Annotated in this window: 1 protein-coding gene; it reads right to left on the bottom strand. The window is 72.3% G+C overall.

The genetic code is table 11. From position 1 onward, the window contains the following. The coding region (locus AB1460_RS30835; RefSeq protein WP_368965602.1) for a type I polyketide synthase at nt 1-15,708 on the bottom strand (15,708 nt) is incomplete at both ends.

Raw genomic sequence — 15,708 nt, 5'->3', positions numbered from 1 at the left:
AGAGACGACTCCCGAACCGGAACAATTCGCCGCGCCAGAATCCCACCACCCCGAACCGCAACCTCACCCTCACCCTCCAACAGCCCCGCGAGAACCGCCACCGCCCGCGAAGCCGCCCGCCGGTCGACCGTCTCCGGTACATCGAGCAGACCACCCCACCGGTCCGGGTGCTCCAACCCCACCACCCGACCCAGACCCCACACCTGCGCCCGCACCGGATCCACCACACCATCCGACCGGCCCGTCGACACCGCACCCGACGTCACCAACCACACCGGCGCCGCAATGTCAGCATCACCCAGCGCCTGCACCACCACCAGACTGTCCGCCAACGGCGCCGCACCCAACCCGACCAGCGACACCACACCCGCCACCGCACCAGCCGGCATGGGGACGTCCAGCGCGTCACCGTTTGCGGCCGCACCGCTGGCCAGCTCCTGCAGCCGGCTCAGCCGGTCGGCCAGGACGGCCCGTTCCACACCAGACTCGACGTCGACCGGGATGACAGTCGCGCCCGCGACGGTCAGTGCCTCGACCAGCTCTGCGGCCACCGACGCAGCCGACAGCTGGTCTCCGAGCAGCAGCCAGGTCCCGGACAGGGCAGCCGCGCCCGGGTCAGCAGCAGGCTTCCACACCACCCGGTAGCGCCACCCGTCGGTGGCAGCCGCCTCCCGCCGACGGGCGCGCCACGAGGCCAGCCCGGGAAGCACTTCCGCCAACGGCCCGCTTTCCACCTCCAGCGCAGCCGCGAGGCCCGCCAGGTCGGCCCGTTCCACGGACTCCCGGAAGTCCGCCTCGACCACATCGCCGGTCACGACCTCGAGCGGCGCGTTCTCCAGCCAGTACCGGCGGCGTTGGAAGGCGTACGTCGGCAGGTTCCCCGCCGGCTGGACGCCGGTCCCGTCGAACAGCCCCGCCCAGTCCACGACCACCCCGTGGACGTGCAGCCGGGCCAGCGCCGTCAGCGCCGTCGGGATCTCGTCCCGGTCACGGCGCAGCAGCGGGACGAACACACTGCCCTCGGCATCCGGCAGCACCTGCGCCACCATCGCCGTCAACACACCATCCGGACCCGCCTCAACAAACCGCGTCACCCCAGCCCCAGCAAGGGCCACGACAGCGTCCGCGAACCGCACCGGCTCCCGCACCTGCCGCACCCAGTACGCCGGATCCGACCACTCACCCGCCCCGACCAGACGCCCCGTCACCGTGGAAACCACCGGAACAGTCGGCTCCTCGAACCTCAGCCCCCGAACAATGGCCGCGAACTCGGCCAGCATCGGCTCCATCAACGCCGAATGAAACGCATGACTCGTCCGCAGACGGGTCGACGTCCACCCGCGGGTGGCTGCAAGCTCCGCGGCAGCATCGATCGCCTCCACCGCGCCGGACAGGACGACGGCGGTCGGGCCGTTCACCGCAGCCAGATCCACCGCGACACCAGCCTCCGCCAGCGCGGCAAGAACCTCGACCTCACCCGCCTGCACCGCCAGCATCGCCCCACCGGCGGGCAGCGCCTGCATCAGACGACCCCGCGCCGCCACCAACACCGCCGCATCCGCCACATTCAGCACCCCGGCCGTGTGCGCCGCCGCGATCTCACCAATCGAATGACCCACCACCACATCCGGAGTCACACCCCAGTGACGCAACAACGCCGCCAGCGCCACCTCCACCGCGAACAACGCCGGCTGCGCATACCCCGTCTGATCGAGAAGATCCGCATCACCATCAATCAGCTCACGGACCGACCGATCCAGGTGAAGATCCAGATGCGCGCAGACCGCGTCAAACGCATCCGCGAACACCGGGAACGCGTCATACAACGCCCGCCCCATACCGATCCGCTGCGCACCCTGACCGGTGAACACCACCGCCAACCGGCCCGACCCCGCAACCCCACGCACCACATTCGACGCAGAAACACCAGAACGAAGAGCCTCCAACGCCGAACGCAGATCATCCTCACCCGCGGTCAGAACCACCGCACGATGCGCCAGCACCGCCCGCCGCACCGACCCCGCACCCAGCGCGAGAACATCGGCATCCGTCGCGGCGAAGCGCCCCGCCTGCGCCCGCAACGCCACCTCGTCATGACCGGAAACCAGCACCGGAACCACCGGCAGCACCGGTGCCGTTCCGACCGGCTCGACCGGCTGGTCAGACGCCGGCTCCACGACCGGAGCCTGCTCGAGGATGACGTGCGCGTTCGTACCACTCACCCCGAACGCCGACACCCCGGCGCGCCGCGGCCGCCCGCTCTCCTCCCACACCCGGGACTGCGTGAGCAGCTCGATCGCCCCGGCCGTCCAGTCGACATGCGGGGTCGGCTCGTCCGCGTGCAGAGTCGCAGGCAGGATCCCCCGGCCCATCGCCAGGATCATCTTCATGATCCCCGCCGCACCGGCCGCGGCCTGGGTGTGACCGATGTTCGACTTGATCGACCCCAACCACAACGGCTGATCCTCGGACCGGCCCTGGCCATAGGTCGCCAGCAGCGCCTGCGCCTCGATCGGATCACCCAGCGTCGTACCGGTTCCATGCGCTTCCACGGCGTCCACGTCGGCGGACGACAGGCCGGCACTCGCCAGCGCCTGGCGGATCACCCGCTGCTGCGCCGGCCCGTTCGGCGCCGTCAGACCGTTCGACGCACCGTCCTGGTTCACCGCCGAACCACGCACCACCGCCAGCACCCGACGGCCGGCCCGGCGCGCGTCCGACAGACGCTGCACCAGCAGCACCCCGGCACCCTCCGACCAACCCGTCCCATCCGCACCGGCAGAGAACGACCGGCACCGGCCATCCGGCGACAGGCCGCGCTGGCGGGAGAACTCGACGAAGATGTCCGGATTCGGCATGACCGTCACACCGCCGACGAGGGCCATCTCGGCCTCGCCGGCGCGGATCGCCTGCGCGGCCAGATGCAACGCCACCAGCGACGACGAACACGCCGTGTCCACCGTCACCGCCGGCCCCTCCAGACCGAACGTGTACGCCAACCGCCCCGAGATCACACTCGACGCGGTGCCGGTCAGGAGATGACCCTGCAGCCCTTCGTCGTTCCCGGCCGCGCCGATCCCATAGCCCATGTAACTGGCGCCGATGAACACACCGACCGGACGCCCACGCAACCCCGTCGGATCAATACCAGCTCGTTCGAACGCCTCCCAGGCGGTCTCCAACAGCAGACGCTGCTGCGGATCCATCGCCAGCGCCTCACGCGGCGAAATCCCGAACAGCCCCGCGTCGAACTCGCCGGCGTTGTAAAGGAATCCGCCTTCGCGGGCGTAGGACGTCCCCGCATGATCCGGATCCGGGTGGTACAGCTCCTCCACGTTCCAGCCACGGTCCGTCGGGAAACCACCGATGGCATCACGACCATCGGAGAGCAGCTCCCACAGGCCCTCGGGTGAATCCACCCCACCCGGCAGCCGCAGACCCATACCGACGATCACGACCGGGTCGTCCGTCGTCGCCACCAATGCCGGACCAGCCGGAACCAGAACACCCGCCGGCGCCGCGCCAGAAACCTCGACCAGCAGGAACTCCGCCAGCCGCTGCGCATTCGGATAGTCGAACACCAACGTCGCCGGCAACCGCAGACCCGTCACCCGCATCAGCCGGTTCCGCAGCTCCACCGCCGTCAGCGAGTCAAAACCCAGATCCCGGAACGCCCGGTCCGCCGGCACCTCATCCGCCGAACCATGACCGAGAACACCGGCCACCTCGGAGCACACGAGTTCGACGACCACCCGCTCCCGCTCACCCACAGTCAGGCCGTCGAGCCGCTGGGACAGCGACGACACCACAGCCCCGCCAGCCGCCGCGGCCTTTCCGGCCAGCGCCACCGCCGCCGGCAGATCCGCGAACAACGGACGGGGACGGGCCGCGGTGAACACCGGCAGGAAGACGTCCCACCGCACATCGGCCACCACGACCACGTCGTCGCCGGGGGCAGCGGGAGCGGGAAGGGCCGTGCCGGCGTCAGCGGCCACGGTGTCGGTGTCGGTGTCGGTTCCGGCGCCGACTGCCTGGGCGAGTACGGCGATGGCCTGTTCCGGGTCCATCGCGGTCAGACCCTGACGGCGCAGCTGACCGGCGACCGTCTCATCCGCCGCCATCCCGACCTGCGCCCACGGACCCCACGCCACCGCCGTACCCACCCGACCAGACGCCCGCCGCCGCAGAATCAGCCCGTCCAACGCCGCATTCGCCGCACCATAAGCCGCCTGCTCACCACTACCCCACACACCCGAAATCGACGAGAACACCACGAAGGCGTCCAACGGCGTGTCACCGAGCAGCTCGTCCAGATGCAGCGCACCGGCGACCTTCCCCGACACCACCCGATCCAGATGATCGGCATCCACCTCGGCCAGCGCCCGGTCCTCAGCAACACCGGCCGCGTGCACCACCGCCGACAACTCACCCACATCCGCCAGCAGACCCGCCACCGCAGCCCGATCCGCCAGATCACACGCCACCACCTCGGCAGCAACCCCAACCGCCGACAACTCGTCCACCAGCTCGACAGCACCAGCCGCAGCCGGGCCGCGCCGGCTCACCAGCACCAACCGCTCCGCACCACCACGCGCAGCCCACCGCGCCACCGCAGCACCCAGACCACCCGTACCACCCGTGACCAGCACCGTGCCGCGTGGGCGCCAGCCCACACCGGCATCCGTCGCCGACACCGGGGCCGGGACCAGCCGCCGCAGCAGAACACCACTGCCGCGGACCGCGACCTGGTCCTCGCCCTCCAGCAGCCCGGCGAGGACAGCCACCACCCGAGACGCCGCCCGCCGGTCCAACACCTCCGGAAGGTCGAGCAGACCGCCCCACCGGTCGGAATGCTCCAGACCCATCACCCGGCCAAGGCCCCAGACCTGCGCCCGGGCCACGTCCACCGCGCGGTCCGACCGGCCGGTCGAGACCGCACCGGACGTCGCCAGCCACACCGGCGCCGCCACCTCCGCGTCGCCGAGCGCCTGCACCACCGCCAGGCTGGCGGCCAGCGGCGCATCCCCGAACGCGGCCAGCGACAGCACGCCCGCCACCGGGCCGTCCGCCACGGATCGCAGCCGCTCGGCGAGCGCAGCCCGATCCGCATCCGGCTCGATGTCGACGGGGACGACAGCCGCGCCCGCGGCGGTCAGTGCCTGCGCCAGCTCCACGGCCGCCGGGAGCCCGGCCTCGGCCCGCAGGCCGAGCACCAGCCAGGTCCCGGACAGGGTCGCGGTACCCGGGTCGGCGACCGGCTTCCAGGTGACCCGGTAACGCCATCCGTCGGTGACGGCCGCGCTCCGCCGGCGGGCGTGCCACGAGGCCAGCCCGGGAAGCACCTCGGCCAGCGGCCCGCTGGCCACCTCGAGCCGTGCCGCGAGCCCGGCGAGGTCGGACCGCTCGACCGACTCCCAGAAAGCCGCCTCGACAACGTCGGCCTCACCGGCCGTGGCCGCTTCGAGCGGCGCGTACTCCAGCCAGTACCGCCGCCGCTGGAACGCATACGTCGGCAGGTCCTCCGCCGGTGTCGCCCCGGTGCCGTCGAACAGCGCCGTCCAGTCGACGACGACACCGTGGACGTGCAGCCGGGCCAGCGCGGTCAGCGCCGTGGACGTCTCGTCCCGGTCACGACGCAGCAGCGGCACGAACACACTGCCCTCGGCATCCGGCAGCGTCTGCGCCGCCATCGCCGTCAGCACACCGTCCGGACCCGCCTCGACGAACCGCGTCACCCCGGTCGCCGCCAGGGTCGCGACGGCGTCCGCGAACCGCACCGGCTCCCGCACCTGCCGCACCCAGTACGCCGGATCCGACCACTCACCCGCCCCGACCAGCCGGCCGGTGACCGTGGAGACCACCGGAAGCGTCGGCTCCCGGAACGTCAGACCACGGACGACGGTGGCGAACTCGGCCAGCATCGGCTCCATCAACACCGAATGGAACGCATGACTCGTCCGCAGCCGAGACGACCTCCACCCGCGGCTCTCTGCAAGCTCCGCCGCAGCACCGATCGCCTCCGCCGGACCGGACAGGACCACCGCCGCCGGGCCGTTCACCGCGGCCAGATCCACCGCGACACCGGCCTCCGCCAGCGCCGCGAGAACCTCCACCTCACCCGCCTGCACCGCGAGCATCGCCCCACCGGCGGGCAACGCCTGCATCAGCCGACCCCGCGCCACGACCAACACCGCGGCATCCGCCAGATCCAGCACCCCGGCCGTGTGCGCCGCCGCGATCTCACCGATCGAATGACCGACAAGAATGTCCGGGGTCACGCCCCAGTGACGCAGCAACGCGGTCAGGGCGACCTCGACGGCGAACAACGCCGGCTGCGCATAACCGGTCTGCTCCAACAGCTCCGCGTCATCGTTGATCAGTGCACGGACCGGGCGATCCAGATCCGCGTCCAGGTGGGCGCAGGCGGCGTCGAAAGCGTCCGCGAACACCGGGAACACGTCATACAGCTCCCGGCCCATACCCAGCCGCTGCGCACCCTGACCGGTGAAGACCACCGCCAGCCGGCCCTCACCCACCACACCCCGCACCACGTTCGGCGCGGCGGCACCGGTGCGAAGGGCCTCCAGTGCCGCGCGCAGATCGTCCGCACCCGCCGCGAGGACCACCGCACGGTGCGCCAGCACCGCCCGGCGTACCGCCCCGGCCGCGAGCCCGAGAACGTCACCGCCTGCGACACGCAGGCGCTCGACCTGAGCCCGCAGGGCCGCCTCGTCATGACCGGAGACCAGCACCGGAACGACCGGCAGTGCTGTTCCGGCCGGCTGCGCAGGCTGGCCGGAAGCCGGTACCGGCTCCATGGCCGGTGCCTGCTCGAGGATGACGTGGGCGTTCGTGCCGCTCACACCGAACGCCGAGATGCCGGCGCGGCGCGGCCGGCCGTTCTCCTCCCAGGCCCGGGACGCGGTGAGCAGTTCGATGGCGCCGGCTGTCCAGTCGACGTGCGGGGTCGGCTCGTCGACGTGCAGGGTCGCCGGCAGCGTCCCGTGGCGCATCGCCAGCACCATCTTGATGATTCCGGCAGCGCCGGCCGCGGCCTGCGTGTGACCGATGTTCGACTTGATCGACCCCAGCCACAGCGGGCTGTCCGCCGGGCGGTCCTGGCCGTAGGTCGCCAGCAGCGCCTGCGCCTCGATCGGGTCACCCAGCGTCGTTCCGGTGCCGTGTGCCTCGACGGCGTCGACGTCCGACGGGGAGAGCCCGGCGCTGGCCAGCGCCTGGCGGATCACCCGCTGCTGCGCCGGGCCGTTCGGCGCCGTCAACCCGTTCGACGCACCGTCCTGGTTCACCGCCGAACCACGCACCACCGCCAGCACCCGCCGGCCGTCCCGGCGGGCGTCCGACAGACGCTGCACCAGCAGCACCCCGGCGCCCTCCGACCAGCCCGTCCCGTCCGCCGAGGCGGAGAACGAACGGCACCGGCCGTCCGGGGAGAGGCCGCGCTGGCGGGAGAACTCGACGAACAGGTCCGGGCTGGGCATGACCGTGACGCCACCGACCAGCGCCATCTCCGCCTCACCCGCACGGATCGCCTGCGCGGCCAGATGCAGCGCCACCAGCGACGACGAACACGCCGTGTCCACCGTCACCGCCGGCCCCTCGAGACCGAACGTGTACGCCAACCGCCCCGAGATCACACTCGACGCCGTACCGGTCAGAAGATGACCTTCCAACCCCTCCGCAGCATCAACCGCCCCGGCCCCGTACCCCATGTAACTGGCACCGATGAACACCCCGATCGGACGTCCACGCAACCCCGTCGGATCAACACCGGCCCGCTCGAACGCCTCCCACGACGTCTCCAACAACAACCGCTGCTGCGGATCCATCGCCAACGCCTCACGCGGCGAAATCCCGAACAACCCCGCGTCGAACTCACCGGCGTCGTAGAGGAATCCACCTTCGCGGGCGTAGAACGTCCCCGCATGATCCGGATCCGGGTGGTACAGCTCCTCCACGTTCCAGCCACGGTCCGTCGGGAAACCACCGATGGCGTCACGACCATCGGCCAGCAGCTCCCACAGACCCTCGGGCGTATCCACCCCGCCGGGCAGCCGCAGACCCATCCCCACGATCACAATCGGGTCGTCGGTCGCGGCGGTCAGCGCGGGGAGTACCGGTGTACCGACCAGCGCTGTGCCCGAGACCTCGGCCAGCAGGAACTCCGCCAGCCGCTGCGCGTTCGGATAGTCGAAGACCAGCGTCGCCGGCAGCCGCAGGTCCGTCACCCGCATCAGCCGGTTCCGCAGCTCGACCGCCGTCAGCGAGTCGAAGCCCAGGTCCCTGAACGCCCGGTCCGCCGGAACCTCGTCCACCGAACCGTGGCCAAGCACACCGGCCACCTCGGCGCGGACCAGCTCGACGACCGCTCGTTCCCGCTCGCCCGCAGGCAGGCCCTCCAGCCGCCGCGACAGTGCGGATCCGACGGCCTCGCCGGCTGCTGCCCCGGCCACCAGCACGGCTGCTTCCGGCAGGTCCGCGAACAGCGGGCGGGGACGGGCGGCGGTGAACACCGGCAGGAAGACGTCCCACCGGACGTCGGCCACCACGACCACGTCGTCACCGGCGCCCGCGGCACCGCCGGAGCCGGGGACAGGGACAGGGACGGAGCCGACCGCCTGGGCGAGCACGGAGACCGCACGCTCCGGGTCCATCGCGGTCAGACCCTGACGGCGCAGCTGACCGGCGACCGCCTCGTCGGCCGCCATCCCGACCTGCGCCCACGGACCCCACGCCACCGCCGTACCCACCCGGCCGGACGCCCGACGCCGCAGAATCAGCCCGTCCAACGCCGCATTCGCCGCACCATAAGCCGCCTGCTCACCACTGCCCCACACACCCGAAATCGACGAGAACACCACAAAGGCATCCAGCGGCGTGTCACCGAGCAGCTCGTCCAGATGCAGCGCACCGGCGACCTTCCCGGACACCACCCGGTGCAGATGATCCGCATCGACCTCGGCCAACGGCACATCCTCGGCGACACCGGCCGCATGCACCACCGCCGACAACTCACCCACATCCGCCAGCAGACCCGCCACCGCCCCCCGATCCGCCAGATCACACGCCACCACCTCGACCACGACCCCGGCCGCCGACAACTCCTCCACCAGCTCGACAGCACCAGCCGCAGCCAGCCCCCGCCGACTCACCAACACCAACCGCTCCGCACCACCACGCGCAGCCCACCGCGCCACCGCAGCACCCAGACCACCCGTACCACCCGTAACCAGCACCGTGCCCCGCGGACGCCAACCCGCGTCGCGCTGCGCAGGCGCGTGCGACAGGCGCCGGAGCAGAATCCCGCTGCCGCGGACCGCAACCTGATCCTCCCCGCCGGGCAGCCCGGCCAGGACCGCGACCGCGCGGGACGCGGCGCGCCGGTCCAACACCTCGGGCAGGTCGAGCAGACCACCCCACCGCTCCGGGCGCTCCAGGCCCACTGTCCGCCCCAGCGCCCACACCTGCGCCTGCGCCACCTCCACCGCACGATCCGACCGACCCGTCGACACCGCACCCGACGTCACCAGCCACACCGGCGCCGCGATCTCGGCGTCACCCAGCGCCTGCACCACCGCCAGGCTGCCCACCAGCGGATCCGCACCCAGCCCGGCCAGCGACAGCACCCCCGCCACCGGACCGTCCAGCTCCAGCTCCAGCAAGCGCAGCCGCCCGGCCAGACCCGCCCGATCCGTCCCCGTCGGAACGGAGACGGGGACGACCTCCGCGCCGGCGGCGGCCAGCGCCGCGACCAGCTCGGCTGCCACCGGACCGCGCTCACCCTCCGCGTCCACGACCAGCCAGATCTCCGACAGGGCAGTTGCAGCCGGCTCGGTGGCCGGCTTCCACACCACCCGGTACCGCCATCCGTCGGCGGACGCCTCCAGCCGGCGCTTCGCCCGCCACGACGCCAACGCCGGCAGGACCGGCTCCAGCGACGCCGCGTCCACCTCGAGCCGCTCCGCCAGCCCGGCAAGGTCGGACCGCTCCACCGACTCCCAGAAGTCCGCCTCGATGACGTCGGCCTCGCCGGCCATGGCCGCTTCGAGCGGCCCGTACTCCAGCCAGTACCGCCGCCGCTGGAAGGCGTAGGTCGGCAGGTTCCCCGCCGGCGTCGTCCCGGCCCCCCCGAACAGGGTCGCCCAGGCGACGGGGACCCCGTGGACGTGCAGCCGGGCGAGTGCCGTGAGCGCCGTGGACGTCTCGTCGCGGTCACGGCGCAGCAGCGGGACGAACACGCTGCTCTCGGCGTCGGGCAGCACCTGCGCCGCCATCGCCGTCAGCACACCGTCCGGGCCGGCCTCGACGAACCGCGTCACCCCGGCCCCGGCAAGCGCGGTGACGGCGTCGGCGAACCGCACCGGTTCGCGGACCTGCCGCACCCAGTACTGCGGATCCGACCACTCGCCGACTTCGACCGAACGCCCGGTCACGGTCGACACGACCGGCAGCGTCGGCTCCCGGAACGTCAGCCCACGGACGACAGCTTCGAACTCGGCCAGCATCGGTTCCATCAGCGCCGAGTGGAACGCATGGCTGGTGCGCAGCCGGGTGGATGTCCACCCCCGCGCGCCGGCAAGTGCGGCGGCGGCAGCGATCGCCTCTTCCGCACCGGAAAGAACGACAGCGGACGGGCCGTTCACCGCCGCGAGATCGACCGCGACACCGGCCTCCGCCAGAGCCGCGAGAACGTCGATTTCACCGGCCTGCACCGCAAGCATCGCCCCACCGGCGGGCAGCGCCTGCATCAGCCGACCCCGCGCCGCCACCAGCACCGCCGCATCCGCCAGATCCAGCACCCCGGCGGTGTGGGCAGCGGCGATCTCACCGATCGAATGCCCCACCACCACGTCCGGAGACACACCCCAGTGACGCAACAACACGGTCAGCGCCACCTCGACGGCGAACAACGCCGGCTGCGCATACCCCGTCTGATCCAACAGCCCCGACTCGTCCAAGCCCGACTCGGCACCGTCGTCGCCGTCGACGGCGACGACGCCGTCGATCAGCTCCCGCAGCGGCCGGTCCAGGTGAAGGTCGAGATGGGCACACACAGCGTCGAAGGCATCCGCGAACACCGGGAAGGCGTCATACAGCTCCCGGCCCATGCCGATCCGCTGGGCGCCCTGGCCGGTGAAGACCACCGCCAGACGACCCTCGCCCACCACACCGCGTACCAGGTTCGGCGCGGCCGCATCCCCGCGCAGCGCCTCCAGCGCCGTGTGCAGATCATCCGCATCCGCGGCCAGTACCACCGCGCGGTGAGCCAGTGCGGCACGTCGGACCGTTGCGGCCGCGACGGCCGCGAGTTCCCGCGCGCCGTCCCCGGCGTCCTGGAGACGTCCCGCCTGGGCCCGCAGCGCCGCGTCGTCGTGACCGGAGACCAGCACCGGAACCACCGGCAGGGCCATGCGGGCCGGATCGGCAGGCTCGTCGGATGCGGAAACCAGCTCGAGTTCCGGGGCCTGCTCAAGAATGACGTGGGCGTTGGTGCCGCTGACCCCGAAGGCGGAGATGCCGGCGCGGCGCGGCCGGCCGTCCGCGGTCCACGGGCGGGCTTCGGTGAGCAGTTCGATCGCGCCGGCGGTCCAGTCGACGTGCGGGGTCGGCTCGTCCGCGTGCAGGGTCGCAGGCAGGATCCCCCGGCCCATCGCCAGGACCATCTTGATGATGCCGGCGGCTCCGGCGGCGGCCTGGGTGTGACCGATGTTCGACTTGATCGACCCCAGCCACAGCGGGCTGTCCGCCGGGCGGTCCTGACCGTAGGTCGCGAGCAGCGCCTGCGCCTCGATCGGATCACCCAGCGTCGTGCCCGTGCCGTGCGCTTCAACGGCGTCCACGTCGGACGTCGACAGCCCGGCGCTGGCCAGGGCCTGGCGGATCACCCGCTGCTGCGACGGACCGTTCGGCGCCGTCAGACCGTTCGACGCCCCGTCCTGGTTCACCGCACTGCCACGGACCACCGCCAGCACCCGACGGCCCGCCCGGCGGGCGTCCGACAGACGCTGCACCAGCAGCACCCCGGCGCCCTCCGACCAGCCGGTGCCGTCCGCACCGGCGGAGAACGAACGGCACCGGCCGTCCGGGGAGAGGCCGCGCTGGCGGGAGAACTCGACGAAGATGTCGGGGTTCGGCATGACCGTGACGCCACCGACCAGCGCCATCTCCGCCTCACCGGCGCGGATTGCCTGCACCGCCAGGTGCAGGGCGACCAGCGACGACGAACACGCCGTGTCGACAGTGACCGCCGGGCCCTCGAGACCGAACGTGTACGCCAACCGCCCCGAGATCACACTCGACGCCGTACCGGTCAGAAGATGACCTTCCAACCCCTCCGGGAGTTCGGCCGGGCCCGTCCCGTACCCCATGTAACTGGCGCCGACGAACACCCCGACCGGACGTCCACGCAACCCCGTCGGATCGATCCCGGCGCGCTCGAACGCCTCCCACGACGTCTCCAACAACAGGCGCTGCTGCGGATCCATCGCCAACGCCTCACGCGGCGAAATCCCGAACAGCCCCGCGTCGAACTCACCGGCGTCGTAAAGGAAGCCGCCTTCGCGGGCATACGACGTCCCCGCATGATCCGGATCCGGGTGGTAAAGCTCCTCGACATTCCACCCACGGTCGACCGGGAAACCACCGATGGCGTCACGGCCGTCGGAGAGCAGCTCCCACAGACCCTCGGGCGTATCCACCCCGCCGGGCAGCCGCAGACCCATCCCCACGATCACGATTGGGTCGTCCGTGGTCGCCACCAACGCCGGGCCGGCCGGCATCAGAACCGCCACCGGCGTCGCCTCGGACACCTCGGCCAGCAGGAAACCGGCCAGCCGCTGCGCGTTCGGATAGTCGAAGACCAACGTCGCCGGCAACCGCAGACCCGTCACCCGCATCAGCCGGTTCCGCAGCTCCACCGCCGTCAACGAGTCAAAACCCAGGTCCCGGAACGCCCGGTCCGCCGGCACCTCGTCCGCCGAACCATGACCGAGAACCCCGGCCACCTCCGACCGCACCAGCTCGACAACCACCCGCTCCCGCTCACCCGCCGCAAGACCCACCAGCCGCTGCGACAACGACGACACCACAGCCCCGCCGGGCACCGCCGCGGCCGCCAGCACCACCGCCGCCGGCAGATCCGCGAACAACGGCCGCGGACGGGCCGCGGTGAACACCGGCAGGAACACATCCCACCGCACATCCGCCACCACAACCACGTCGTCACCGGCACCCGTGGCACCGCCGGAGCCGGGGGCACCGCCGGAGCCGGGGGCAGGAACGGAGCCGACCGCCTGGGCGAGCACGGAGACCGCACGCTCCGGGTCCATCGCGGTCAGACCCTGACGACGCAACTGACCGGCCACCGCCTCGTCCGCCGCCATCCCGACCTGCGCCCACGGACCCCACGCCACCGCCGTACCCACCCGACCAGCCGCCCGACGCCGCAGGACCAGCGCATCCAGCGCCGCGTTCGCCGCACCATAGGCCGCCTGCTCACCACTACCCCACACACCCGAAATCGACGAGAACACCACAAAGGCGTCCAACGGCGTGTCACCGAGCAGCTCGTCCAGATGCAGCGCACCGGCGACCTTCCCCGACACCACCCGGGCCAGATGATCGGCATCCACCTCGGCCAGCGTCCGGTCCTCGCCGACACCGGCCGCATGCACCACTGCCGACAGCTCACCGGCGACCGTCAGCAGACCGGCCACCGCCGCCCGGTCCGCCAGATCGCACGCCAGCACATCAGTGGCAACCCCGGCGGCCGACAGCTCGTCCACCAGTGCGGCGGCACCCTCCGCAGCCAGCCCACGCCGGCTCACCAGCACCAACCGCTCCGCGCCACTGCGCGCGGCCCACCGTGCCACCGCGGCGCCCAGACCACCCGTACCACCTGTGATCAACACCGTGCCGCGCGGACGCCACCCGGCGTCCGACCCCGCCGGCACCGGCGCCGGAACAAGCCGCCGTACCAGCACCCCGCTGCCGCGGACCGCGACCTGGTCCTCCGCGTCAAGCAGCCCCGCGAGAACCGCGACGGCGCGGGACGCGGCGCGCCGGTCCAGCGTCTCGGGCAGGTCGAGCAGACCACCCCACCGCTCCGGGCGCTCCAGGCCCACTGTCCGCCCCAGCGCCCACACCTGCGCCTGCGCCACCTCCACCGCACGATCCGACCGACCCGTCGACACCGCACCCGACGTCACCAGCCACACCGGCGCCGCGATCTCGGCGTCACCCAGCGCCTGCACCACCGCCAGGCTGCCCACCAGCGGATCCGCACCGAGCCCGGCCAGCGACAGCACCCCCGCCACCGGACCGTCCAGCTCCAGCTCCAGCAAGCGCAGCCGCCCGGCCAGACCCGCCCGGCTCTCCTCCGGCGTGGCCGGGACCGACACGACCTCCGCACCCGCGGAAGTCAGCGCCGCCACCAGTTCGGCGGCCACCGGGCCGCCCGCGGAGTGGTCGCCGAGCAGCAGCCACGTCCCCGACAGGGCGGCCGCGCCCGGGTCGGCGGCAGGCTTCCACACCACCCGGTAGCGCCAGGCGTCCGTCGCAGCCGCCGTCCGCCGCCGGGCATGCCAGGAGGCGAGCCCGGGAAGCACTTCCGCCAACGGCCCGCTGGCCACCTCCAGCTGCGCCGCGAGCCCCGCCAGGTCGGACCGCTCGACCGACTCCCAGAAGCCCGCCTCGACCACGCCGTCGGTCACGGCCTCGACCGGCGCGTTCTCCAGCCAGTACCGCCGCCGCTGGAACGCGTACGTCGGCAGGGTCGCCGGCCGCACTTCGGTGCCGTCGAACAGCCACGCCCAGTCCACGACGACGCCGTGGACATGCAGCTGCGCCAGCGCGGTGAGGGCCGTGGACGTCTCGTCGCGGTCGCGGCGCAGCATCGGGACGAACACGCTGCCGTCGGCGTCGGGCAGCACGTGGCGCGCCATCGCCGTCAGCACACCGTCCGGCCCTGCCTCGACGAACCGGGTCACCCCGGTCGCGGCAAGGGTCGCGACGGCGTCCGCGAACCGCACCGGCTCGCGGACCTGCCGCACCCAGTACTGCGGATCCGTCCACTCACCCGGCCGAACCTGGCCCCCGGTCACGCTCGAGACGACCGCCAGCGTGGGCTCAAGGAACCTCAGCCCGCGGACGACAGCTTCGAACTCGGCGAGCATCGGTTCCATCAGCGCCGAGTGGAACGCATGGCTGGTGCGCAGGCGGGTGGACGTCCATCCGCGCGCAGCCGCGAGCTCCGCAGCGGCGTTGATGCCGTCGGCGGGGCCGGAAAGGACAACCGCGGCCGGGCCGTTGACCGCAGCCAGATCCACCGCGACGCCGGCGTCCGCCAGGGCGGCGAGGACGTCGACCTCACTGGCCTGTACGGCGAGCATCGCCCCACCGGCGGGCAGCGCCTGCATCAGCCGGCCCCGCGCCGCCACCAGTACCGCCGCGTCCGCCAGATCCAGCACCCCGGCCGTGTGCGCCGCGGCGATCTCACCAATCGAATGGCCGACGACGACGTCCGGCGTCACACCCCAGTGACGCAGCAACGCGGTGAGGGCGATCTCGACGGCGAACAGCGCGGGCTGCGCATACCCCGTCTGGTCGAGCAGCTCCGGCTCGGCGCCGTCGATCAACGCCCGGACCGACCGGTCCAGGTGAAGATCCAGATGCGCACAGGCGGCATCGAAG

This window comes from Parafrankia sp. FMc2, assembly GCF_041008525.1.
GTDB lineage: Bacteria > Actinomycetota > Actinomycetes > Frankiales > Frankiaceae > Parafrankia.
The sequence above is the reverse complement of the archived record's forward strand: the minus strand, read 5'-3'. Positions and strand labels throughout refer to the sequence as shown.